The sequence below is a fragment of the Pseudonocardia sp. genome (assembly GCF_035305885.1).
GTDB lineage: Bacteria > Actinomycetota > Actinomycetes > Mycobacteriales > Pseudonocardiaceae > Pseudonocardia.
Window position 1 is genome coordinate 1 of record NZ_DATGOP010000032.1, and the last position, 22,214, is coordinate 22,214.

Here is a 22,214-nt window from a genome sequence, read left to right on the forward strand (position 1 = left end):
GTCCTGGTCGACCTCACCGGGGCGGAGAACGTCGCCCCCACGACCAGCGCGGCGCTCGCCGCGGCGGGGCGGCAGCTGGCGCGCCGCCGAGGCTGGCTGAAGACCATCGGGCACGGCGCGTCGTCGGCCGCGCGGTACCAGGCGTCGCTGCCGGACGTGTTCGCGATGTACCAGGCGGCGGTGCGCAGGGGCGTGGTCGGCGCCGCGGTCGACGAAACGGCATGACAGGTCCCGGACGGGGGTCCCTCGTGATCCTCGAGCGGTCCGCGGTGACCAAGATGGACCCGGACGCGGCCCGGGGGACGGGGACGCCGGCCGTCGCGGGCCCCGCTGACGCGGTCGTCGCGTGTCTCGCCGCCCGGTAGCGGGGCGGCGCCTGCAGGCGAGTGACCGCCTGCCGGGGTGAAGTGGATCGAGGAACACCGGTGGGTGGGGGACGTGTGGCTCTGGGCGTCGGCGCGGAGCTGGCGGGGCTCGTCGCGGCGGCGTCGTCGCCGGACCAACTGCTCGTGGGGATCGTCGAGCTGGCGGCGCGCGAGGTGCCGGGGGCGGTGTCGGCGAGCGTCGCGCTCACCGCGTCGGCGTTGGGCGCCGAGGCGAGCGCGGCCGACGAGCGCGCCGCCCGGCTCGAGGCCCGTCAGCTGCGGGACGGGGCCGGCCCGGGCCTCGACGCGCTGAAGTCGGCGCACACGGTCGAGGCCGACGACCTGCGCAGCGAACGGCGCTGGCCCGCCTTCGCCCGCGCCGCCACCGCGGAGGGGGTGCTCGCGGTGCGCGCCGTTCCGATGCGCGTCCGCGGCGGCGCCCCGCTCGGCGTCCTCACCGTCCACGGCGGCACGCCCGGCGCGTTCGGGGTCCCGGCCCGTTGGCTCACCGACCGGATCGCCGGCTACGCCACCGTCGCGGTCGCCGGGACGATGCGCACCTACGACGAGACCACGCTGTCGGCGGGCCTGCGGCAGGCTCTGTCGTCCCGGTCCGCGATCGACCAGGCGGTCGGCATCGTCATGGCCGAGCGCGGGTCCTCGCCGGAGGAGGCGCTCGCCGTCCTGCACGCGGCGGCGCGCGAGCGCGGCACGACCCTGAACGCGGTCGCGGCGCGCCTCGTGGCCGACGTGGAGGCGCCGCACGGCAGGTGAGCGGCGGGCCGGCTCGTCAGCGGGCGCTCCCCGGCTGGAGCGACTCGATCCAGTACTCGCGGGCCAGCGCGTCCACGCCGGCCGGGGAGACCCCGCGCAGGTGCACCACCGTGCCGTCGGTTCCCGCGACGCGGCCGTGCTTCTGCAGCTCGAGCACGTGGTAGCGCTCCGGCGGGAAGTCCAGCACCACGTCGACGGGGAAGCGTCCGCGCTCGTCCGGGTTCGCGCCGACCCCGGGGGCGGCCTTGCCGACGGCCTGCACGGACAACCAGCCCTGGTACAGCAGCACGAGCAGCACCACGACCGCGATGCGGCGCAGCGCCGGGCTGCGCACGGCCCTACGCAGGGTCGGCGACGGCATCGGCCTCGTCCCCCACGAGCAGGTCGGTGATCCGGTTGCACAGGGCGCGGAACCGCGGCAGCTCGCCGGTGGTGCGCCAGGCCCGCGGGCGGGGCAGGTCGACCTCCACGATCTCCTGCACCGTGCTCGGCCGCCCGGTGAGCACGACGACCCGGTCGGACAGGAACACCGCCTCGTCGACGTCGTGGGTCACGAAGAAGACCGTGGGCCGCCGCTCCTGGAAGATCCGGGTGAGGTCCTCCTGCAGCCTGCGCCGCGTCTGCGCGTCGATGCTCGCGAACGGCTCGTCCATGAGCATCACGGCGGGCTCGTTGGCCAACACCCGGGCCACGCCGAGCCGCTGCTGCATGCCGCCGGACAGCTCGTGCGGGTAGCGGTGCTCGAAGCCGGTGAGCCCGACCAGGCGCAGGTACTCCGCCGCCGTCGCCTCCCGCTCCGCCTTCGGGACCCCGCGCATCCGCAGCCCGAACGTCACGTTGCCCAGCACGGTCTTCCACGGGAAGAGCGCGTGGTTCTGGAACACGACGCCCCGGTCGGGCCCGGGCCCGGTGACGGGTTTGCCGGCGACGGTGACCGTGCCCGCGGTCTGCTCGACGAACCCGGCCACGATGTTCAGCACGGTGGTCTTGCCGCAGCCGCTCGGGCCGAGGACGGAGACGAACTCGCCCTCGGCGACGGCGAACGAGACGTCGCCGATCGCGACGACCTCGTCGCCGGAGTAGCCGTCGACGTAGGTCTTGTGCAGGTGGTCGATCTGCAGTGCCGTCACCGGGCAGCCTCCTGGCGGACCAGTCCCCAGCGCTCCACCGTCGCCCGCTCGAACGGGGCGAGGAACAGCGCATCGAGCGCGTACCACAGGATGCCCAGCACGATCATCCCGAGGAAGACCTCCGCGACGTCGCCGACGCGGCGGGCGTCGAACATCATGAACCCGATCCCGCTGGTCCCCACGATGATCTCGGCGGCGACCAGCGCCCGCCAGCCGTAGCCGAGGCCGGTGCGCACGCCGCTCGCCACCGACGGCAGCGCGCCCGGCAGGATCACCTCGACGAAGATCCGCAAGCGGCTCGCGCCCAGGCTGCGCGCCGCCCGCACCAGCTCCTGCGGCACCTGCTCGATCCCGGCCACGATGCTGAGCACCAGCGGGAACACGATCGTGTACACGATCACGAACGTCACCGCGGTGAGGCTGAACCCGAACCAGACGATGACGATCGGCAGCCACGCGATGTCGGCGACGGCCTGGAAGAACAGCAGCAGCGGCCAGGTCAGCCGCCGCGCGAGCGGGGACATCCCGATCAGGAAGCCCAGCGGCAGCCCGATCAGCAGCCCGAACAGCACCCCGTACCAGAGCCGCGTGAGCGAGTCGGACAGGTAGCCGGGCAGGATCCCGCGCTCCAGGAGCCCGGCCAGTTCGGCGAGCACCACGTCCGGGCCGACGAAGAACGCAGGCGGGAAGACCTCGAGCGCCGCGAGCGCCCACCACAGCGCCACGACCGGCACGAACGGTCCGAGCGTGCGCACGGCCGGGCGCCGCGCCAGCTGCCGCCACACCGCCGTCCCGCCGGTGGTCATGAGACGGCCACCGTCATGCCCCAGCGCTGCACGGTGCGCCGCTCCAGCGGGGCGAGCAGCAGGCGGTCCATGATCAGCCAGAGCGCACCGATGATCACCATCGAGGCGATGATGACGTCGGTGGAGAACGTCTTCTGGGCGAGGAACAGGGCGTAACCCAGGCCCGCCCCGGTCGCGATGATCTCCGCGGCGACCAGGCCCCGCCAGCCGTAGCCGAGCCCGACGCGCAGGCCCGTCACGACGCTCGGGAGCGCACCGGGCAGCAGCACCTCCCAGAACATGCGCAGGCGCCCCGTGCCCATGCTGCGCGCGGCGCGCAGCAGCGGGAGCGGGATGCGCCGCACCCCGAGCATCGTGTTGTAGGCGAGGGCGAAGAACATCGCGTTCCAGACGATGAAGATCACCGCGCCGTCGCCGTAGCCGAGCCAGAGGGTGGCGATCGGGATCCAGGCGATGCCGGCCAGCGCCACCGAGAACCGCAGCAGCGGCGCGAAGAACGCCGAGAGCCGGGGGCTCGCCCCGAGCGCGATGCCGAACGGCAGCGCGGTGACCACCGCGAGCACCGAGCCGATCAGGACCCGGCGCAGGCTCGCGGCGAGGTGCGCGGTGAGCTCGCCGCTGACGGTCATCCCGACGAGCGCCCGCGCCACGTCGGTGACCTGCGGGAAGATCCGCATCGGCACCCCGGTCGCCGCCACGACCGCGGCCCACACGGCGAGCAGCGCGGCGAACGGGGCGAGGAACCAGAGCACCGAGCGGATCCGGGGGGCCCGCGGCGCGGTCATGCCGCCGGGCACGCCGCCAGCGCGGCGTCGCGGTCGTAGGTGTAGCCGTCGTCGATGCGGGCGCTCTCGGGGATCGGGGGGAGGTCGTCGAACAGGTCGGGCCGCTCGGCCATCACCGTGGTGATCGGGCCGGGCACGAAGCGGTCGTCGACGGTGAACCCGGGCTGGGTGACGCCCTGCTCGGCGAGCATCTGGGCGACGGTGTCCAGCGCGGTGTAGTTGCAGGCCGAGAACCGCGGGTCCAGCTGCGCCACGTTGTACTGCATCGCCTCGTGTGCGACGGCGGGCTCGGTGCCCGGCAGCCACCGGGTGGCCGCCTCGGCGGCCTCGTCGGGGTTGTCGCGCATCTACTTGTCGGCGGTGGCGCGCGCGACGAGGAAGCGCTGCACGACGTCCGGGTTCTGCTCCACGAACTCCCGCATCGCGACGATGTAGCCGACATACGGGATGTGGCCACCGCCCCGCACGATCTCCTCGCTGCCCTCGACCTGCTGCCGGATCGTGATCGGCCACGGGTCCCACACGATCGCGGCGTCGAGGCCGGACGTCTGCAGGGCCACCGGCATGTCCGGCGGGGCGGTGTTGACGATCTCGACGTCCGCGACGGGGATCTGCAGGTCGTTCAGCAGTCCGATCAGGTAGAGGTGGTTGATCGAGCCGACCGACACCCCGATGCGCTTGCCGCGCAGCGTCGCGAGGTCGGCCGCGCTGATGCCCGAGCCGGGCCGCGCGACGACGGCCATGGTGTCGTCGATCGCGCGCTTGCTCGCCGAGCCGGAGTAGTTGCCGAGCAGCACGACGTCCAGGCCGCGCTGCACGGCGCCGATCGCGGGCGTGCCGACCTGGACGAAGTCGACCTCGCCCGCCTGCAACGCGTTCAGCGAGTCGACGCCCGTCGGGAACGGCTGCGCGAGCCGCACGTCGAGCCCCTGTTCCTCGAACGCGCCGATCTCCAGCGCGATCGGCAGCCCGAGCTGGTCGACGGCCGACACGTATCCCGCGTCGACCGTGACGAGCTGCGGGGCGGTGCCGCCGCTCGCGTCGTCGTCGACCGTCGCGCCGCCTCCGCACGCGGCCGACAGGACCATGACAGCGCCGGCGGCCAATGCGGCGGCGCGGTGCGGCTTCCGGTGGTTCACCGTTGAACCCTCCTGTCCGTTCGAGCTCTGATCAGCGGGCGAGCCAGCCCCCGTCGACGGCGAGGACGTGGCCGTGGACGTAGTCCGCGGCGGGGGAGGCGAGGAACACCGCGGCCCCGGCGACGTCGGCGGGCTCGGCCCACCGGCCCGCCGGGATGCGGGCGAGGATCTCGGCGCTGCGGGCGGGGTCGTCGCGAAGCGCCGCGGTGGTCGCGGTGGCGACGTAGCCGGGCGCGATCGCGTTGACGTTGACCCCGTGGGCCGCCCACTCGTTGGCGAGCGCGCGGGTCAGCCCGGCGATCGCGTGCTTGCTCGCCGTGTACGAGGGCACCAGGAGCCCGCCCTGGAAGCTCAGCATCGACGCGACGTTGACGATCTTCCCGGAGCCGCGGGCGACCATCCGGCGCCCCGCCGCCCGGCTCAGCTCGAAGGCGGCGTGCAGGTTGAGCTCGATGACCTCGTACCAGTCCGCGTCGCTGAACTCGGCGGCCGGGGCTCGGCGGATGATCCCGGCGTTGTTGACGAGGACGTCGACCGGGTGCGCGTCGAGCAGCTCCTCGACGGCCTCCCGCCGGGCGGCCCGGTCGGCGAGGTCCAGCTGCGCGGTGGTGACCGCAGCGCCCAGCTCCGCGGCCTCCTTCGCGACCGGGGCGAGGTTGTCGCGCTCGGACATCAGCAGCAGGTCCGCGCCCGCGCCGGCGAGGCCGAGCGCGATCGCCCTGCCGATGCCCGATCCGGCGCCGGTGACCATGGCCAGCCGGCCGTCGAGCGCGAAGGGGGAGCTGGTGGGGGCCACGCCTGGACGGTAGGAGCAGGTCCGGGCGCGGTGAAGCACGACTTCCGGATCTGCGCTATTCGGATCCCGGATCGGGCACCGGCTCGGTGCCCTCCGGGCGGGGCTGGCGCAGGATCTGCTGCAGCAGCGCGCGGGCGGCGGCGGTGAGCATCCGGGAGCTGTCCCAGTGGACGGCGACACGCCTGCCCGCACCGCCCTCCAGCGTGCGCACGCAGACGCCGGTGGTGTCGGTGATCTGGGCCGCGAGCGAGTTGGTGACCCCGACCCCGAGGCCGTGGCGCACCAGCGACATGAGCGTCTGCGGCTGGTTGGTCGCCTGCACCGGCTCGAGCTCGTAGCCGCACTCCCGGAAGCGCTGGTACGACTCGAACTCCCCGGTCTCGGGCGCGTCCAGGCGGCCGATGGACAGCAGGGGGTGCGCAGCCACCTCCGCGACCGGCAGCGGGTCGGGCAGCTCGGACAGCGGGTGCCCGGGCGGGTGCAGCGCGACGAGCGGCTCGGCCCACAGGACGTGCGAGCGCACGCTCGACTTGGACGGGCGCGGGTCGACCGGGCGGATGCACAGGTCGAGCTCCCCGCTGGCGAGGGCCTCGTCGAGCTCGAGCGTGGAGCGCTCGACGAGCACCACCCGCACGTCCGGGCTGGTACGCGCGGCCTCCCGGAGCACGTCCGGGACGAACGCCGCGCTCGCGCTGGGGTGGCTGCCCAGCGTGACGACGCCGCGGGCGCCGCCGCGCCACGCCGCCATGGCGGCCTCGGTCGCCTCCACCTCGCGCAGGATCGCCCGGGCGTGGTCGGCGAGCGCCTTGCCCGCCTCCGTGAGCTCGACGGGGCGTTTGCGCCGGTTGAACAGCGGGATGCCCACCCCGCGCTCCAGGGACGCGACGTGCATGCTGATCCGCGGCTGGGACCGGTGCGTCGCCTCGGCGGCAGCGACGAAGCTGCCGGTGTCGACGACGGCGAGGAACGAGACCAGCCATTCCAGGCGCATGGGACACCACCCCCCGACGTCGGGCCGACCCTAACCGTGTCCGATCAGCCGGGTCCCATCAGCCACGCTGATGGTGGCATCCGCAAAGCGCGGTTCACGCGCCCGCCGCGCGCGAGGTAGAACCGGACGATGACCGAGCACGCGCCGGACTTCCTCGTGCAGACCGCCGACCTGCCCTGGGTGCCGCAGGGATCGAACAACGTCTGGTTCAAGCCCATCCGGATCAACCTGGAGAAGGGCTCGTGGGTGAACCTGCTGAAGGTGGCCAAGAGCGGCGTGGTGAACCGGCACCGCCACCTCGCCGAGGTCGAGGGCTGGGTCGTGCAGGGCAAGTGGCACTACATCGAGCACGACTGGCAGGCCGTGCCCGGCGCGTACGTCTACGAGCCGCCGGGGGACGTGCACACGCTGGTCGCCGATGTCGAGGACGAGTCGGAGCCGATGCTCACGCTGTTCTCGATCCACGGCCCGATCGAGTACATGGACGCCGACGGCAACCTCGCCTACGTCGAGACGGCCGAGACCAAGCTCAAGCGCTACCACGATTACTGCAAGGAAGCCGGGATCGAGCCCGCGGACATCGTCTTCTAGGGATCGATCACGCTGGGCCGAACGCCCGCGCCACGGCGAGGCTGTCCTCGTAGACGTGGTAGCGGGTGATCAGGCCGTCCGCGACGGTGAGGTGGAGCGCGAAGGCCGCGGCGTAGCGCCGGCCCGTCGGCTTGGCGGTGTGCGCGACCTCGCCGAGCACCACCGCGTCCGCGCCGTCGACGAGCACGGCGTGGACGTGCGCGTCGCTCTCCCCGGGGACGTGGTGCGCGGCGAGCTCGCGGAAGTGGTCCGCCGCCTCGGCCCGCGTGCTGCGGTGGCGGATCCACGGCACGGCCCGGGTGTGGTCGCCGTCCGGCCAGTCGAGCTTCCAGTCGACCCGCTCGGCGAACAGCTGCCCGATCCGCTCCGGGTCGCCCTCGGCGATGCGGTGCAGGAACTCGTGGACGGTCTCCGCGGTGTGCACGCCGACGAGCCTGCCCGCGCGCCGGGGGCGTGATCGATGACGTGGCGGGTAATAGTGGGCGGATGAACAGCGGGCGAACCGACACCGCCGACGCCGTCGTGATCGGCGGCGGCCACCACGGCCTCGTCGCGGCCGCCGTGCTCGCCGACGCCGGCTGGGACGTGTGCCTGCTCGAGGCCGCGGAGTCGTTCGGGGGCGCGGTCCGCTCCGCCGAGCTGCACCCCGGGTTCACCGCCGACCTGTTCAGCGCGTTCTACCCGCTCTCGGCGGCGTCGCCGGTGCTGCGGGCGCTCGAGCTGGACCGCCACGGGCTGCGGTGGGCGCACGCCCCCGCCGTCCTCGCCCACCCCGCCCGCCCGGACGGCGCACCGGCGGCCGTGCTGCACCGGGACCGCGAGCGCACCGCCGAAGGGCTCGGGCCTCGCGACGGCGAGGCGTGGCTGCGGCTGTGCGCCCAGTGGGACCAGGTCGGTGACGCGGTGCTGCGCTCGGTCTTCACCGCGTTCCCGCCGGTGCGCGGGCCGCTGGCGCTGCTGCGCCGCATCGGCACGGCCGAGGCGCTGCGGCTCGCCCGGTTCCTGGCGCTGCCGGTGCGGCGGATGGGGGAGGAGCTGTTCGCGGGGGAGGCGGCGCGGCTGCTGCTCGCCGGCAACGGCGGGCACGCCGACATCCCGCCCGACGCGCCCGGCAGCGGCCTGTTCGGGTGGCTGCTCGCGATGCTGGGCCAGCAGCACGGCTTCCCGGTGCCGGTCGGCGGGGCGGGGGAGCTGTCCGGGGCGCTCGCCCGCCGGGCGAGCGCGGCGGGGGCGCGGCTGCACACCGGGGAGCGGGTCGAGCGCATCGACGTGCGCGGCGGCCGGGTCGTCGCCGTGCACACCGCGACCGGCCGGACCGTGCGCGTGCGCCGCGCCGTGATCGCCGACGTGGCCGCCCCCGCGCTGTACCGCGACCTGCTCCCGCCGGACGCCGTCCCGCCGCGGCTGCGCGCCGACCTCGACCGCTTCGCCTGGGACACCCCCACGGTCAAGGTCAACTGGGCGCTGCGGGAGCCGATCCCGTGGGCCAACCCCGGGGTCGCCGGCGCGGGCACCGTCCACGTGGGCGCCGACGAGCGGGGCCTGGTGCGCTGGGCGGCCGACATCGAGTCGGGCACCGTGCCGGACGCGCCGTTCCTGCTGATGGGGCAGATGACCACGGCCGACGCCACCCGGTCCCCGGCAGGCACCGAGAGCGCCTGGGCCTACACCCACCTGCCGCGCGGCGTGGCCGACGACGACGCCGCCGACCGGCTGGCCGAGCGGGTCGACGAGGTGGTCGAGGAGTTCGCCCCCGGCTTCCGGGAGCGGGTGCTGCACCGCACCGTCCAGCGGCCGGGCGACCTGCAGGCGGCCGACGCGAACCTCGCCCACGGCGCCGTGGGCGGCGGCACGGCGCAGCTGCACCAGCAGCTCGTGTTCCGGCCGGTGCCCGGGCTGGGCCGGGCGGAGACGGTGGTCGGCGGCCTGTACCTGGGCAGTGCCTCGGCGCACCCGGGTGGCGGCGTCCACGGCGTGTGCGGCTGGCTCGCGGCCCGGGCGGCGCTCGCCGAGCAGGGGCGGCTCGGCGCCCTCCGCCGCCGGGTGACGTCGGCGGCACTGGAGCTGCTCTACCGGGACCCGCCCTCGGCGAGGTAGGCCAGCCGCCGCAGCGACTCGGTGTTGCGCGGGCCGAGCACCCGGGCGCGGGCCGGCGCCGGCAGCAGCTGCACGGGACCGCTGCGGACGTCCTCGCTCATGACGATCTCGCAGCCGTCGGCCCGCTCCTCGATCGTCAGGCGGGTCTCCGCCGTCCCCATCGGCCACGCGGGCCCGCGCAGCACCAGCTCCCGCTTCGGGACGCACGAGAGCACGGTGGTGGTGTCGTCCACCAGCAGCGGCCACGTGCCGACGGAATGGTGCAGCTGGGTGCCGACCCCCGGCCACGCCGGGTCGACGTCGCGCATCCGCGACGCCCCGACGGCCCAGGACGGGTACAGCCAGCCGTCGGCGAGCACCGCCCAGACGGCATCGACCGCGACGCCGATCGCGCGGCGAACAGTGACCACGCCCGAAGGGTAGATCGACGCTCACCCGATCGCGCCCCGAGGCGGCGCGGTGACCCGGCCGGTGGCTCCGCTGTTGATGACGTCCCGCCCGGCGGGGTGCCGGCTCCGCCGGGCGGGACGATCCCGGCGCGGGGGTGACCACCAGGCCGGGGTGGGCCGGCCGATGCCCCCGTCCGGAGTCCGGATGCCCTGATCGCGAGTGGCGTTCGCGCAGGTGCGGCGGGTTGTTGTCGTATTCCTACCGGGGCGCGGGGCCCGCGGCCAGATGCACGTCGCCCGCTCGTCGCGCGCCACCTGAACGGGTGCGACCGGGGGTAGCGGCCCGCCGGCCGACGGCCCGGGCGACCTCACCGATCAGGACGCGCGGCCGTCGACCCGATCGGCCGACCGTCGGCGTCCGGTCGGAGCAGCGCTCGCCGCGGTGCCCCGGTGCCGCCGCACCCGGGCCCGTGACGGTCGGTGACCGCGCCTCACCCGGTCGGCGCTGTCCGGTCGGGCCGCGGCGTGGAGGCGAGCACGGGGCGGCCGAACGTCGCCGCCACCCCCTCGCTGAAGGCGACGTGGTCGGGCGGGCGCCGGGCGAGGTCGCCGAGCCCGGCCGCGGCGAGCAGGCCGTCGTCCAGCTCGTGGACCTCCGCGCGGCGCAGCGGCCAGGTGACGTGCGTGTTGGGCAGGTACCACGTGCGGCCCAGGTGGGCGACGTGCAGGCCCCAGCGCGCGGTGAGGAACCGTTCGAGGTCACCGTCGATCGAGGGCCCGACGGGGGAGACGGCCACCCGGCTGCGGACCGGCGGGCCGGGGCGCAGCAGCCGGGCGGCGTAGGCGCGCCGCCCGCCCACGCGGCGCAAGCCCATGCGCGCCCACCGGTACGGCAGCCCGAACACCGCCCGGCCCACGGCCACGGCGGCCGCCCGCTCCGCGGCCATGGCCAGGAACACCACGCCGCGCCTGCCGGTGCGGTCCACCGAGTACAACCGGACGTTCGTCTCCAGGAACGTGCCCGCCCACGGCACCGGCGGCCCGCCCGCGACGGCCGTCCCGACGAGGCGGAACGGCACCAGCCCGACGTAGGTGCGCCCGTCGAGCACGTCCGGCGCCACCCCGGGCGGCAGCAGGTGCCCGACCGCGGCGGGCTCGACCGCCCAGTGCAGGAACGCGACGTCGAGCCACCGCTGCGCGAGCAGGTGCGGACGGGGTAGGTACGGCGGCTCCGCCTGCACGGGCTCGATCGCTGCGCTCATGTCGACCATGCTCTCGCGGGCAACGCCCCCAACCCCTCGCGCGTCCTGGTGGTCGAGGGGAACGCGGGAACGGGGGATGACATGCGCGCGACAGCGGTGGTGGCCGGGCTGGCGGTGGCGGCGGTGCTCGGGGGCGGCGCGGCGGAACCCGCGCCGGCAGCCGCGGCCCCGGTGGCTCACACGGTGCTCGCGGAGGAGCCGGAGCTCTTCGACGACGTGCTGCTGCCCGACGAGGGCGAGCCCGCACCCGCCGAGGAGTACACCGACTGGGAGACCGACCGGACGCTCACCCGGCCCTGGCTGCTCGACCCGTGCTCGCCCACCAGCTACCCGACCGACGGGCAGCGGCTGCGCTTCCGCACGGTGAGCCGGGAGGGCCCCGAGGTGTTCGACGCCCGCCAGCTCGGGGTGTACCCGACTCCGGAGGTAGCCGCGGAGGTGGTGGCCGGCTTCCGGCGGGTGCTCGACGCCTGCCGCACCGGGCGGACGGACGACGGCGCGGAGTGGACCTGGGCGACCGCGGCCGCCGACGACCTCGGCGACGAGGGGTTCCTCGCCGCGTCCACGTCCTTCGGGCCGCAGGCGCCGCGGGGCGGTGAGCGGATCGCGGTGACGCGGGTGCGCAACGCGGTCTTCCTCGCCCACGCCTTCGGCGAGTTCTACTCCGCCGAGATCGACGAGGGCGCGCAGGAGGTCCGCGAGGTCGCGCAGCGCTTCGTGGAGTCGGTGTGAGCGCGGGGCGCGAGGTCCTCGTCGTCACCGGCGGCACCCGGGGGATCGGCGCGGCCGTCACCCGGGCGGCGCACGCGCGGGGGTACGCGGTGTGCGCCGGCTACGCGAGCGACGACGCGTCCGCCGACCGGCTGCGGGCCGAACTGCCCGGCGTCGTCGTCGTGCGCGCCGACGTCGCCGACCCCGCCTCCGTCGCGGCGCTGTTCGACGCGGCGGAGGCCGCGCTCGGCCCGGTCACCGCGCTGGTCAACAACGCGGGGATCCCCGGGCGGCTGGGCAGGCACGTCGACGCGCCGGTGGAGATGCTGCGCCGGGTGCTCGACGTCAACGTCCTCGGCACCATGCTCTGCGCGCGGGAGGCGCTGCGCCGGTGGGAGGCGCGCGGCACCGCGGGCCGGATCGTCAACGTCTCGTCGCGGGCGGCCGCCCTCGGCTCTCCCGGCGAGTACGTGCACTACGCCGCGAGCAAGGCCGCGGTCGAGACGTTCACGGTCGGGCTGGCCAAGGAGGTCGGCGCGGCGGGGGTGCGGGTGAACTGCGTCGCGCCCGGCACGATCCGCACCGACATCCACGCGGCGGCGGGCGACGCCACCCGCCCGGACCGGGTGGCCGCCCGGGTGCCGCTGGGGCGGCCCGGCGAACCGGAGGAGATCGCGGCCGCGGTGGTGTGGCTGCTGTCGGACGAGGCCTCGTACGTCACGGGCGCGGTGCTGCAGGCGGGGGGCGGCCTCTGAGAGCACCGGGTCGGAGGCCGGTGGCGGATGACACAGGAGAATCAGTTGTAGAGGCCAACTAACTCCGTATAGTTGCTGGTAGCAACCAACTGGAGAACCTCGTGATCACCACGGCCACCGCCGACGAGCTGCTCGAGCTCCTGCGCACGATCAACCGGGCGCGGCCCACCCGCCTCGGCCCCGACGCCGGGGACATGCCCGTTTGGACGTTCACGGTGCTCGGCCTGCTCGCCAGGGAGGGCGAGCAGCGGCTCGGCCAGGTCGCCGCGCACCTGGACGTCGACCCCTCGGTCGCCAGCCGCCAGGTCGCGACGCTCGAGCAGCTCGGGTACGTGACCCGCCGCCCGGACCCAGCGGACGGCCGCGCGCAGCTGCTCGCCATCACCCCGGAAGGGCTCGCCGCCCGGGAGGGGTACCTCGCGATGCGGGCCCGGTGGGTGGCCGAGGCGCTCCAGGGGTGGGACGACGCCGAGGTCGCCCATCTCGTGGCACGGCTGAAGCAGCTGGTCGAGGACCTGCACTGCGCGATCGCCGCCCACCAGCGGCCGGCCGGACGGGCAACGGCCCGGTCGGCCTCCTGAACCACGCACCACGCGTGCCCGAGCACCGGCCCGAGCATCGGCCCGAGGAGAAGGATTGACCACCACAGCCGAGGAGACGCCGCCCGACCAGGACGCCGTCGCCCGCCGATCGGCCGCCCAGGACGGCGGCCGCATGTCGCGCCGGCGGACCCTGGAGGCGCTCTCCGGGATGCTGCTCGCGATGTTCACGGCGTTCCTGTCGTCGACGATCGTGGCGAACGCCCTGCCGACGATCATCACCGACCTGCACGGGACGCAGAGCCAGTACACGTGGGTGGTCACGGCCACCCTGCTCGCCTCCACGGCCACCACGCCGATCTGGGGCAAGCTCGCCGACCTGTTCAGCAAGAAGCTGCTCGTGCAGCTGGCGATCACGATCTTCACGGTCGGCTCGATCCTCGCCGGGTTCTCCCACTCCGTGGGCACCCTGATCGGCTGGCGCGTCCTGCAGGGCCTGGGCCTCGGCGGGCTGCAGGCGCTGATCATGATCGTGATGGCCGCGATGATCAGCCCGCGGGAGCGGGGCCGCTACACCGGGGTGATCTCCACCGTGATGTCGGTGGCCCCGGTCGCGGGCCCGCTGATCGGCGGCGTCATCGTCGACACCGACTGGCTGGGCTGGCGCTGGTGCTTCTGGGTGGGCGCGCCGCTCGCCGCGCTCGCGCTCGTGGTCGTGCAGCGCACGCTCAACCTGCCGGTCGTCCGGCGCGAGGTCAGCATCGACTACCTGGGCGCCGCGCTCATCGCGGCCGGCGTGTCGGCCCTGCTGATCTGGGTGACGATGGCCGGCGACCAGTTCCCGTGGGCGTCCACGCCCTCGTACGTGCTCGCCGGGATCGGGGCCGCGCTGATCCTGCTGTTCGTGCTGGTGGAGGCGCGGGCCAAGGAGCCGATCATCCCGCTGCGGCTGTTCCGCGACCGCACCACCACGCTCGCCACGCTCGCGAGCGTCTCGGTCGGCGTCGCCATGTTCGGCGGCGCGGTCTTCCTCGGCCAGTACTTCCAGATCGCGCGCGGCTACTCGCCGACCGCGGCCGGCCTGCTCACGCTGCCGATGGTCATCGGCTCGATGATCGCGGCCACCGGGTCGGGCTCGCTCATCACCCGCTTCGGCCGCTGGAAGATCTTCCTGGTCCTCGGTGCGCTCTTCCTGCTCCTCGGCTTCGGCCTGCTGGCGACGATCGACCACGACACCGACATCGTGCTGCTGGGGGCGTTCCTGTTCGTCCTCGGCGTCGGCATGGGCATGTCGATGCAGAACCTCGTGCTGGCCGTGCAGAACTCGGTGGCCGCCACCGACCTCGGCGCCGCCAGCTCCACCGTCACGTTCTTCCGCTCCATGGGCGGCACCGTCGGCGTCTCGGTGCTGGGGGCGGTGATGGCCTCCCGGGTCGGCGAGCTCACCGTCGAGGGGATCGCCGCCGCGGGGCTGCCCGTGCCCGAGGGCGGAGCCGGCATCGGCAACCTCAACGAACTGCCGCCCGCCGTCGCGGGCATCGTCCGGTCCTCCTACGGCGACGCCACCGCGCTGATCTTCCTGATCGCGGGCGTGCTCGCGATCATCACGCTGGTCGCCGTGCTCGCCATCCGCGAGGTGCCGCTGCGCACCGAGACCGGCATCGAGCGCGAGCGCGCCGAGGCCATGGCCGCCGCCGCGCGGGCGGCCGCCCAGACCGCCCAGACCGCCCAGACCAACCAGAACGCCCAGACCGCCCAGGCTGCCGAGAACGCGCAGACGAACGGCCGGGCGCACGACTGGGAGCCGGCCGGCCCGACCACCAACGGGCGGCACCGCGCCGACGGCCAGGCCGGCGGGGCGGGGCAGGCCGTCGACCGGCCGTCCCCGCGCCCGCGACCGGCCCCCGCCGGCCCCGCGATCCACGGCGTCGTCACCCGCGGCGACGGCGCGGCGCTGGACGGGGCCGTGGTGACCGTCACCGACCAGGACGGCGCGCAGCGCGGCGGCGCCACGACCGGCCCCGACGGGACCTACCGCGTCGTGCTGCCCCGCGGCGGCACCTACCTCGTCGTCGCCGCGTCGGGGGCGTTGCAGCCGCACGCGGCGCTGGTGGCGGTGGAGGGCGAGCCCGTCCAGCACGACATCGCGTTGGTGGGCGGCAGCGGCGTGCACGGCGTGGTCAGCAGCGCCGGCGTGGCCCCCGTGCCGGACGCCTCGGTCGCGCTGATCGACGCCCGGGGCGCGGTCGCCGGGGCCACCCGCAGCGACGGCGGCGGCCGCTACCGCATCCCCGGCGTCCCGGAGGGCCAGTACACGCTGGCCGCCACCGCGCCGGGCTACCCGCCGCTGGCGGTGAGCGTCCGGCTGGACCACGGCCGCTACACCGAGTGCGACCTCGAGCTGCCGGTCCGCGCCACCCTGCGCGGCACCGTGATCGCGACCGGCGCGGGCGTCGGCCAGGCCCTCGCCACCCTCACCGACGGCGACGGCAGGGTCGTCGCGTCGGCCGTCACCGGGCCCGACGGCGCGTTCGAGTTCGCCGACCTGCCCCCGGGCACCTACACGCTCACCGCTCGCGGGTACGACCCCGTGTCCCAGGTCGTGCACGTCTCCGCCGGGACGGTGGCCGACGCGCTCGTCGAGCTCGTCCCGCCGTCGGCGCCGACCCCGCCACCGGCGGCGCCGGCGCAGGTGGAGCGCGGAGAGGGCGTGCGGTGACCGGCGGCGCCGTCGCCGGCCGGCTCGCCACCCCCGACGGCAGGCCCGTCACCGGTACGCTCACCGTGCTCGACGCGGCGGGCGGGCAGGCGGCCCGCGCGGTGAGCGGCGCGGACGGGCACTTCCTCCTCGACGGGCTGGCCGCGGGCGCGTACACGCTCGTGGTCGCGGCGGCCGGGAGGCAGCCGCAGGCCGCGGCGGTGACCGTCGCCGACGACGAGATCACCCCGCTCGGGGTGCTGGAGCTGCGCCCGCAGGACGGTCCCGCGCTCCCGTCCCCGGGCAGCTGGATGATCGACCCGCAGCACTCGAGCATCCTCGTCACGGCCCTGCACCTGGGCGTGAGCCGCATCCACGCCCGGCTGCCCCGCTTCACCGGGCGCATCGAGGTGGCCGACCCGTTCGAGGGCTCCTCGGTCGAGGTCGCCATCGACCCCGCCGCGGTCGACTCCGCCGAGCCGGAGCGCGACGCCCACCTGCGCAGCGCGGACTTCCTCGACGTCGCCCGCTTCCCCGAGATCCGCTACAAGAGCGAGGGCCTGCGCTGCGTCGACGCCGAGCGCTTCGAGCTCGACGGCGTGCTGACGCTCAAGGACGTGAGCGCCCCGGTGCCGCTGCACGTCCGCTACGGCGGCACCGCCACCGACCTCGAGGGCTGCCGGCGGGCGGCGTTCTCGGCGACCGCCGAGGTCTCGCGCGACGACTTCGCGATCAGCTGGAACCAGGCCGCGCTCGCCGGCGTGCTGGCCGTGGGCCGGACGCTGCACGTCGAGATCGACATCCAGGCCGTCCGCGGCTGACCCTCCCGCCGCGCACCCGCGGCGGCATCGCCGCGTCCGGTGTCGTCCGCCCGATCCCGGGTAGCCGAGGGGTCGAGACGCGAACCCGACGGCAGTGGAGGCGAGAGCGCGTGGCCGACTCAGTGGGTGACTTCGTCCTGCGCAGGTTGCGGGACTGGGGCGTCGAGCAGGTCTTCGCCTACCCGGGCGACGGCATCAACGGACTGGTGGCCGCGTTCGAGGCCGCGGGGGACCGGCCGCGGTTCGTCCAGTCCCGGCACGAGGAGATGTCGGCCCTGCAGGCGGTCGGGTACGCGAAGTTCTCCGGCCAGGTGGGCGTGTGCATGGCGACGTCCGGCCCCGGGGCGATCCACCTGCTCAACGGCCTGTACGACGCCAAGCTCGACCACGTGCCGGTGGTCGCGATCGTCGGGCAGACCGAGCGCAGCGCGATGGGCGGCTCCTACCAGCAGGAGGTGGACCTGCAGGCGCTGCTGAAGGACGTGGCGAGCGACTACCTCGTCGAGGTCAACGTCGCCGAGCAGCTGCCCAACGCGGTCGACCGGGCGTTCCGCACCGCGCTCACCCGCCGCGCCCCGACCGCGATCATCATCCCGAGCGACCTGCAGGGCGAGCCGTACACGCCGCCGCGGCACGAGTTCAAGCAGGTGCCCTCCAGCGAGCCGGGCCTCGTCGCGCCGACGCTGGTGCCGGCCGAGTCCGAGCTCGCGCGGGCCGCGGAGGTGCTGAACGCGGGCCAGAAGGTCGCGATCCTGGTCGGGCAGGGGGCCCGCGGCGCGTCCGCGGAGGTCGAGCGGGTCGCCGACGTGCTGGGCGCGGGCGTGGCCAAGGCGCTGCTGGGCAAGGACGTGCTGTCCGACGAGCTGCCGTTCGTCACCGGGTCCATCGGGCTGTTGGGCACGCGGCCCAGCTACGAGCTGATGCGCGACTGCGACACGCTGCTCATCGTCGGGTCGAGCTTTCCGTACTCGCAGTTCCTGCCGGAGTTCGGGCAGGCGAGGGCCGTGCAGATCGACCTCGACGGCGCGATGATCGGGATGCGGTACCCGACGGAGGTCAACCTCGTCGGCGACGCGCGGACCACGCTGCGGGCGGTGCTGCCGCTGCTGTCCGGGCCGACCGACCGGGCGTGGCGGGAAGGGATCGAGGACGACGTCGCCCGCTGGTGGGACACCATGCGCCGGGAGGCGATGGTCGACGCCGACCCGGTGAACCCGATGCGCATCGTGTGGGAGCTCTCCGAGCGGATCCCGCCGAACGCGATCGTCACCGCCGACTCCGGGTCGGCCACCAACTGGTACGCCCGCCACCTGCGCGTCCGCGGCGACATCCGCGGCTCGCTCTCCGGCACGCTCGCCACGATGGGCTGCGCGGTGCCGTACGCGATCGGGGCGAAGTTCGCCCACCCGGACCGGCCCGCGATCGCGATCACCGGCGACGGCGCGATGCAGATGAACGGGATGGCCGAGCTGCTGACGATCGCCCGCTACGCCGACCGGTGGGCCGACCGCAGGTGCGTCGTCTGCGTGCTGCACAACAACGACCTGAACCAGGTGACCTGGGAGCTGCGGGCGATGGGCGGGGCACCCAAGTTCTCCGAGTCCCAGGTGCTCCCCGACGTCTCCTACGCCGACTTCGCCCGCGGCCTAGGGTTCGAGGCCGTCACGGTCACCTCGCCGGACCAGCTGGGGCCGGCGTGGGATCGGGTGCTCGCCGCCGACCGGCCGTCGGTCCTCGACGTGCACTGCGACCCCGAGGTTCCCCCGATCCCGCCGCACGCCACGTTCGAGCAGGCGAAGTCGGCGGCCCAGGCCGTCCTCAAGGGCGACCCGGAGGCCTTCCACCTCGTCGTGCAGGGGATCAAGACGAAGCTCCAGGAGGCCGTGCCCGGCCGCCTGCGCTGATGCCCGGACCGGGCCCGTCGGGGGCGCCGTGTGAAGTCCGCATGAAGCCCGTGACGTGGGACGACGCCCTGAGCAGCAAGCCGATCACGAATTCGGGTGAACCCGTGCGTCGCGCCTTGCCGAGGGGCACACTCGTGGGCATCGACGACATCCACGACGGGCGGCTCCCGGTGCCGGGCGTGGACGGGAGTCCGCCGGGGCGGACGCCGCCGATCGGGCGCCGGGGGAGCGTTCGTCCCGCACGAACCCATGGGGGGAACTGAAGCGTGAGATCCGTTCGGAAGCCGATCGGCGCACTGGCGGCGCTGGCCGCCATCGTGGCGACGGTGCTGTTCACCGGCGCCACCCCGGCGCGAGCCGACGAGCCGACGCCTGCGCCCCCGCCGGCGCTGAACGGCCTCATCGACCCGGCCCTGCTGGAGTCGATCCAGCAGTCGATCGTGGGCCTGGTGGTGATCTGGGAGGAGCCCGAGGACCCGTTCGCGTTGATGCCGGAGGCGCCCACGACGCCCGGCTCGGGCGAGCTGCCCGTCATGACGATCTGCACCGGCTGGTTCGACAGCCCCACCACGATCGTGACGGCGGGCCACTGCGTCGACCCGAAGGAGGGCAGGCGCGCCCTCGACAGCAGGCGCGGCCCCACCATCGACCCGACCACCGGCCTCCCGACCGCCGGCAGCGAGACGGCGCGCCCGGACCCGAAGCGCACGGTGTGGGCGTTCCAGCCCCGCGAGATGCAGGGCGCCGTGATCACGGCGCCGGTGATCGTGCGCGTGGACAGCTTCCGCCCCGCCGACGAGGGCGACACGGCCAAGCTGGAGGTGTACGGCCTGCCGCCGGCCAAGCCGCTCCCGGTCGCCCCCACCGCGCCGCGGCTGGGGGAGACGGTCACCTCGATCGGCTTCCCGGGGCTCAACATCGACGAGACCGACGGCGTCGACGTCGAAGGCCTGATCAGCGGCGGCAAGACGCCCGCCGAGGTGCTGCAGGACTCGCGGCTGCAGCCGGTGAACACCAGCGGCACGATCACCGCCCGGCAGTACCGGCAGGGCGTGGCCGTCTACCAGATCAACGCCGACCTCGCGGAGGGCATCTCCGGCGGGCCCACGATCAACGCCCGCGGTGAGGTGCTCGGGGTCAACAGCCAGATGACCGTGCCGTTCATCGGGCAGAACTTCAACGTCATCACCGACACCGGCATGTTGCGCGACTTCCTCGGCCACGACTCGGCACCGCCGGCGGCGGGGCAGGGCGAGCCGACGCAGGTCGCGATCGAGAACACGGCGGCCGCGAGCGGTCAGGCGGCCCCGGTCACCGTCGTCATCTCGCTGATCGGCGGGGCGATCATCGGGGCGATCCTGACGTGGCTCTTCGTGCGTCCTCGCCCCGCGGTGGCGAAGGCGCAGGCCGCGCAGCCCGACCCCGAGTAGCCCACCCGCATCGACCGCGGCCGTCGTTCTTGATATTTTCGGCCGCGGCGTGCGCCCGGTCACACCCGGGCCGCGGACGTGACGGCCGGTCCGCCGTCCTCCGCCGCGACCGAGACCACCGCCTCGTGCGGTGCCCGGCTGCCGCGTCCCTGTCGTACCGGGGCGCGGCAGCCACGACCCCTACCAGCGGCCCCGCTGGTTCGGGATGCGCGTGGCCAGCGCGACGGCGACCGCCATCGCGGCCGCCAGCGCGACGAACGCCCAGGCGTTGGCCGTGGCGGGGTCGTCGGAGGTCGAGGTCGCGACCGTCACCACCGTGATCGCGACGATCGCCCCGGCCTGGCGGAACAGCACCCGCAGGCCCGAGACCGCCGCCGCCTGGTCCGGGACGAGGTGCAACCCGGCGTTGGCCGAGGACGGGGAGGACAGGCCCATCCCGACGCCCATCACGGCCGCCCCGAAGGACAGCCACAGCTCCGGCGTGGTGCGCGCGGGCGGCACCGCGATGAGCACCAGGGCGGCGATGATCGCGGCCATGCCGGCCAGCAGGAGCGGCCGGTACCCGAGCCGGCGCAGCAGACCGACGGCCACCGCCGAGACCACGATCATCAGCACCGCCCGGACGGTCAGCAGCCCGCCCGCGGCGATCGGGGCCATGTCGTAGCGGAGCTGCGCGTAGTGCGGCAGCAGCGAGGAGAACCCGATCACGGCGGCGCCGAAGAGGACGTTCATGACGTTCAGCAGGCCGAGCCGCTGACCGGTCAGCAGCCGCGGCGGGATGATCGGGTCGGGGTGGCGGTGCAGGTGGCGCAGCAGGAAGCGCCCGGACACCACCGCGATGGCGGCGGCGACGACCACCGACGCCGGCCCGGTCCAGCCCTCGCCGATCGCGCCGATCCGGGTGATCGCGACCATCGCCGACAGCAGCAGCACGGTGATCCACGCGGCCCCGGCGAGGTCTGCCGGGCCGACGACCTTGCGCGGCGTCTCCCGGATCAGCGCGTGCCCGAGGAACAGCAGCAGGAGCCCGACCGGCACGTTGACGAAGAAGATCTCCCGCCACGAGGCGAACGTCAGGATCAGCCCGCCCGCGATCGGGCCGAGGACCGCGCCGATCGGGAAGACCGTGCTGAACAGCGCGATCGCCCGGTCCCGGTCGGGCCCGAACTCGTCGGCGACGATCGCGGTGCCCACCGGCAGCAGGACCCCGCCCGCGAGCCCCTGCAGGAAGCGGCCGACGATGAGCTGGACCGTGCCCGACGACAGGCCGCAGAACACCGACATCAGCGTGAAGCCCGCGACCGCGACCAGGTAGACCCGCCGGGCGCCGAACCGGTCGCCCAGCGCGCCTGCGAACGGCAGGATGAGGATCTGGCCCACCGAGTAGATCGTGAGCGTCCAGCTGAGCCACTCCAGGCTCGCCCCGAGGCCGCGCTGCATCGCCGACAGCGCGGTTGCGATCGAGGTCTGGTCGATGGAGTGCATCAGGATGGCGACCACGACGGTGGCGAACACCGACCAGCGGACGAGCGCCGGGCGCCGTTCGGCAGCGACGGCCTTCGACACCGGATCCTCCCCCTAATTGCTTGACGGCAAGCAATCTAACACCGGGTCAGGGCTCCGGCGCGCGCTCCGTCCTGGTTTCATGGGCAGATGCAGGGCGGAGGGTTCGAGAAGGCCTTCGACGACGAGGCGGCGGTGCGGCTGCGTCGCGTGATCGGCAAGCTGGCGCGCTCGATGAACGAGTCGGCGTCGAGCGAGGAGCTCACGCCCACCCAGGCCTCGGTGCTGGGGGTGGTCGTCGCCCGCGGCCCGATCCGCATCTCCGCGGTCGCCGAGCTCGAGGGCGTCAACCCGACCATGCTCTCCCGCGTGATGGGCGTGCTCGAGCAGAAGGGGCTGATCCGGCGCTCATCGGCCACGTCCGACCTGCGCGGTGTGGTCGCCGAGGCCACCGACGCGGGCCGGGAGAAGAGCAGGCGGATCCTGGAGCGGCGCACGGCGACGCTGCGCGCGGTCGTCGAGCGGCTGCCCCCGGAGACCGTCGCGGCGCTGGTGGATGCGCTGCCGGCGTTGGAGGAGCTGACCGCTGCGTTCGCGGAGCGGCGGCCGACGTTGGCGCGGGAGGGGTGAGTCCGGGGCGCTCGTCCCTCGGGTTCCGCGGGACCTGACCTCGCCGCTCTCCTGGGGCGCCGCGATCGAGCGCGCCCACCGGCAGCCGGATCGACCGG

Annotated in this window: 24 protein-coding genes; 12 read left to right on the forward strand and 12 right to left on the reverse strand. The window is 74.6% G+C overall.

The window, feature by feature from the left end; all coding sequences use genetic code 11:
* Both VKZ81_RS05520 and VKZ81_RS05525 read left to right on the forward strand, forming a co-directional pair.
* Positions 1-225, forward strand: a 225-nt coding sequence (locus VKZ81_RS05520) for a hypothetical protein (RefSeq protein WP_324240319.1), incomplete at its 5' end; no start/stop codon positions are given.
* Between the two features lie 215 nt (positions 226-440).
* Complete coding sequence (locus VKZ81_RS05525; RefSeq protein WP_324240320.1) at positions 441-1,139, forward strand: GAF and ANTAR domain-containing protein; 699 nt, start codon at positions 441-443, stop codon at positions 1,137-1,139.
* A gap of 16 nt (positions 1,140-1,155) precedes the next feature.
* Here the strand turns inward: VKZ81_RS05525 and VKZ81_RS05530 are convergent, their stop codons facing one another.
* Genes VKZ81_RS05530 through VKZ81_RS05565 form a run of 8 tightly spaced genes read right to left on the reverse strand, consistent with a single transcriptional unit; the run spans position 1,156 to position 6,786 of the window.
* On the reverse strand, positions 1,156-1,500 hold the full coding sequence (locus VKZ81_RS05530) for a hypothetical protein (protein WP_324240321.1): 345 nt from the start codon (positions 1,498-1,500) through the stop codon (positions 1,156-1,158).
* Entirely contained in the window at positions 1,478-2,269 is a 792-nt protein-coding gene (locus VKZ81_RS05535; RefSeq protein WP_324240322.1) for an ABC transporter ATP-binding protein, read from the reverse strand. Before VKZ81_RS05535 ends, VKZ81_RS05530 begins: the two co-directional genes overlap by 23 nt.
* The gene (locus VKZ81_RS05540; protein ID WP_324240323.1) at positions 2,266-3,075 is read right to left on the reverse strand and encodes an ABC transporter permease; all 810 of its coding nucleotides are present in this window, start codon (positions 3,073-3,075) and stop codon (positions 2,266-2,268) included. Before VKZ81_RS05540 ends, VKZ81_RS05535 begins: the two co-directional genes overlap by 4 nt.
* Entirely contained in the window at positions 3,072-3,860 is a 789-nt protein-coding gene (locus tag VKZ81_RS05545; RefSeq protein ID WP_324240324.1) for an ABC transporter permease, read from the reverse strand. Before VKZ81_RS05545 ends, VKZ81_RS05540 begins: the two co-directional genes overlap by 4 nt.
* The gene (locus VKZ81_RS05550) at positions 3,857-4,207 is read right to left on the reverse strand and encodes a hypothetical protein (protein ID WP_324240325.1); all 351 of its coding nucleotides are present in this window, start codon (positions 4,205-4,207) and stop codon (positions 3,857-3,859) included. The genes VKZ81_RS05545 and VKZ81_RS05550 overlap by 4 nt, the downstream gene beginning before the upstream one ends.
* Positions 4,208-4,999, reverse strand: a complete 792-nt coding sequence (locus VKZ81_RS05555; RefSeq protein WP_324240326.1) for an ABC transporter substrate-binding protein — start codon at positions 4,997-4,999, stop codon at positions 4,208-4,210.
* Positions 5,000-5,030: 31 nt separating this feature from the next.
* A complete protein-coding gene (locus VKZ81_RS05560; protein WP_324240327.1) occupies positions 5,031-5,795 on the reverse strand; it encodes an SDR family NAD(P)-dependent oxidoreductase in 765 nt (254 codons plus the stop codon).
* A 55-nt stretch (positions 5,796-5,850) separates the two neighbouring features.
* Positions 5,851-6,786, reverse strand: a complete 936-nt coding sequence (locus VKZ81_RS05565) for a LysR family transcriptional regulator (protein WP_324240328.1) — start codon at positions 6,784-6,786, stop codon at positions 5,851-5,853.
* A gap of 129 nt (positions 6,787-6,915) precedes the next feature.
* Between VKZ81_RS05565 and VKZ81_RS05570 the strand changes: the two genes are divergently transcribed.
* Entirely contained in the window at positions 6,916-7,377 is a 462-nt protein-coding gene (locus VKZ81_RS05570; protein ID WP_324240329.1) for a 2,4'-dihydroxyacetophenone dioxygenase family protein, read from the forward strand.
* A 7-nt stretch (positions 7,378-7,384) separates the two neighbouring features.
* On the opposite strand, the gene VKZ81_RS05575 is transcribed toward VKZ81_RS05570, so the two are convergent.
* Complete coding sequence (locus tag VKZ81_RS05575; protein WP_324240330.1) at positions 7,385-7,801, reverse strand: nuclear transport factor 2 family protein; 417 nt, start codon at positions 7,799-7,801, stop codon at positions 7,385-7,387.
* A gap of 62 nt (positions 7,802-7,863) precedes the next feature.
* On the opposite strand from VKZ81_RS05575, the gene VKZ81_RS05580 reads away from it, so the two are divergent.
* Positions 7,864-9,474 carry a phytoene desaturase family protein gene (locus VKZ81_RS05580; protein WP_324240331.1) on the forward strand — a complete coding sequence of 537 codons (1,611 nt, stop codon included), beginning with the start codon at positions 7,864-7,866 and terminating at the stop codon, positions 9,472-9,474.
* On the opposite strand, the gene VKZ81_RS05585 is transcribed toward VKZ81_RS05580, so the two are convergent.
* The gene (locus tag VKZ81_RS05585; protein WP_324240332.1) at positions 9,447-9,884 is read right to left on the reverse strand and encodes an SRPBCC family protein; all 438 of its coding nucleotides are present in this window, start codon (positions 9,882-9,884) and stop codon (positions 9,447-9,449) included. The two genes, VKZ81_RS05580 and VKZ81_RS05585, sit on opposite strands and share 28 nt — an antisense overlap.
* Before the next feature lie 470 nt (positions 9,885-10,354).
* Positions 10,355-11,125 carry a YqjF family protein gene (locus tag VKZ81_RS05590; RefSeq protein WP_324240333.1) on the reverse strand — a complete coding sequence of 257 codons (771 nt, stop codon included), beginning with the start codon at positions 11,123-11,125 and terminating at the stop codon, positions 10,355-10,357.
* Between the two features lie 81 nt (positions 11,126-11,206).
* Between VKZ81_RS05590 and VKZ81_RS05595 the strand changes: the two genes are divergently transcribed.
* The 7 genes from VKZ81_RS05595 to VKZ81_RS05625 all read left to right on the forward strand — a co-directional run bounded on the left by VKZ81_RS05595 (position 11,207) and on the right by VKZ81_RS05625 (position 19,983).
* Positions 11,207-11,857: a hypothetical protein gene (locus tag VKZ81_RS05595; RefSeq protein ID WP_324240334.1), complete on the forward strand. Its 651-nt coding sequence runs from the start codon at positions 11,207-11,209 to the stop codon at positions 11,855-11,857.
* Positions 11,854-12,591 (forward strand): SDR family oxidoreductase, encoded by a 738-nt coding sequence (locus tag VKZ81_RS05600; protein ID WP_324240335.1) that lies wholly within the window; start codon positions 11,854-11,856, stop codon positions 12,589-12,591. The genes VKZ81_RS05595 and VKZ81_RS05600 overlap by 4 nt, the downstream gene beginning before the upstream one ends.
* Positions 12,592-12,692: 101 nt before the next feature.
* Complete coding sequence (locus VKZ81_RS05605; protein WP_324240336.1) at positions 12,693-13,172, forward strand: MarR family winged helix-turn-helix transcriptional regulator; 480 nt, start codon at positions 12,693-12,695, stop codon at positions 13,170-13,172.
* Positions 13,173-13,227: 55 nt separating this feature from the next.
* Positions 13,228-15,849 carry an MFS transporter gene (locus VKZ81_RS05610; RefSeq protein ID WP_324240337.1) on the forward strand — a complete coding sequence of 874 codons (2,622 nt, stop codon included), beginning with the start codon at positions 13,228-13,230 and terminating at the stop codon, positions 15,847-15,849.
* Positions 15,846-16,649 (forward strand): YceI family protein, encoded by an 804-nt coding sequence (locus VKZ81_RS05615; protein WP_324240338.1) that lies wholly within the window; start codon positions 15,846-15,848, stop codon positions 16,647-16,649. Before VKZ81_RS05610 ends, VKZ81_RS05615 begins: the two co-directional genes overlap by 4 nt.
* A gap of 110 nt (positions 16,650-16,759) precedes the next feature.
* Positions 16,760-18,553 carry a thiamine pyrophosphate-requiring protein gene (locus VKZ81_RS05620; protein ID WP_324240339.1) on the forward strand — a complete coding sequence of 598 codons (1,794 nt, stop codon included), beginning with the start codon at positions 16,760-16,762 and terminating at the stop codon, positions 18,551-18,553.
* A 266-nt stretch (positions 18,554-18,819) separates the two neighbouring features.
* The gene (locus VKZ81_RS05625) at positions 18,820-19,983 is read left to right on the forward strand and encodes a trypsin-like peptidase domain-containing protein (RefSeq protein WP_324240340.1); all 1,164 of its coding nucleotides are present in this window, start codon (positions 18,820-18,822) and stop codon (positions 19,981-19,983) included.
* A 180-nt stretch (positions 19,984-20,163) separates the two neighbouring features.
* Here the strand turns inward: VKZ81_RS05625 and VKZ81_RS05630 are convergent, their stop codons facing one another.
* Positions 20,164-21,549 (reverse strand): MFS transporter, encoded by a 1,386-nt coding sequence (locus tag VKZ81_RS05630; RefSeq protein WP_324240341.1) that lies wholly within the window; start codon positions 21,547-21,549, stop codon positions 20,164-20,166.
* Positions 21,550-21,636: 87 nt separating this feature from the next.
* Between VKZ81_RS05630 and VKZ81_RS05635 the strand changes: the two genes are divergently transcribed.
* Positions 21,637-22,116: a MarR family winged helix-turn-helix transcriptional regulator gene (locus VKZ81_RS05635; protein ID WP_324240342.1), complete on the forward strand. Its 480-nt coding sequence runs from the start codon at positions 21,637-21,639 to the stop codon at positions 22,114-22,116.
* The last annotated feature ends 98 nt before the right edge of the window (positions 22,117-22,214 follow it).

Bases quoted from the DNA above. Each gene is read 5' to 3' on its own strand.
- VKZ81_RS05550 (WP_324240325.1), bottom strand. From the start codon at position 4,207: ATGCGCGACAACCCCGACGAGGCCGCCGAGGCGGCCACCCGGTGGCTG.
- VKZ81_RS05580 (WP_324240331.1), top strand. From the start codon at position 7,864: ATGAACAGCGGGCGAACCGACACCGCCGACGCCGTCGTGATCGGCGGC.
- VKZ81_RS05590 (WP_324240333.1), bottom strand. From the start codon at position 11,125: ATGAGCGCAGCGATCGAGCCCGTGCAGGCGGAGCCGCCGTACCTACCC.
- VKZ81_RS05570 (WP_324240329.1), top strand. From the start codon at position 6,916: ATGACCGAGCACGCGCCGGACTTCCTCGTGCAGACCGCCGACCTGCCC.
- VKZ81_RS05635 (WP_324240342.1), top strand. From the start codon at position 21,637: ATGCAGGGCGGAGGGTTCGAGAAGGCCTTCGACGACGAGGCGGCGGTG.
- VKZ81_RS05545 (WP_324240324.1), bottom strand. From the start codon at position 3,860: ATGACCGCGCCGCGGGCCCCCCGGATCCGCTCGGTGCTCTGGTTCCTC.
- VKZ81_RS05565 (WP_324240328.1), bottom strand. From the start codon at position 6,786: ATGCGCCTGGAATGGCTGGTCTCGTTCCTCGCCGTCGTCGACACCGGC.
- VKZ81_RS05595 (WP_324240334.1), top strand. From the start codon at position 11,207: ATGCGCGCGACAGCGGTGGTGGCCGGGCTGGCGGTGGCGGCGGTGCTC.
- VKZ81_RS05530 (WP_324240321.1), bottom strand. From the start codon at position 1,500: ATGCCGTCGCCGACCCTGCGTAGGGCCGTGCGCAGCCCGGCGCTGCGC.
- VKZ81_RS05540 (WP_324240323.1), bottom strand. From the start codon at position 3,075: ATGACCACCGGCGGGACGGCGGTGTGGCGGCAGCTGGCGCGGCGCCCG.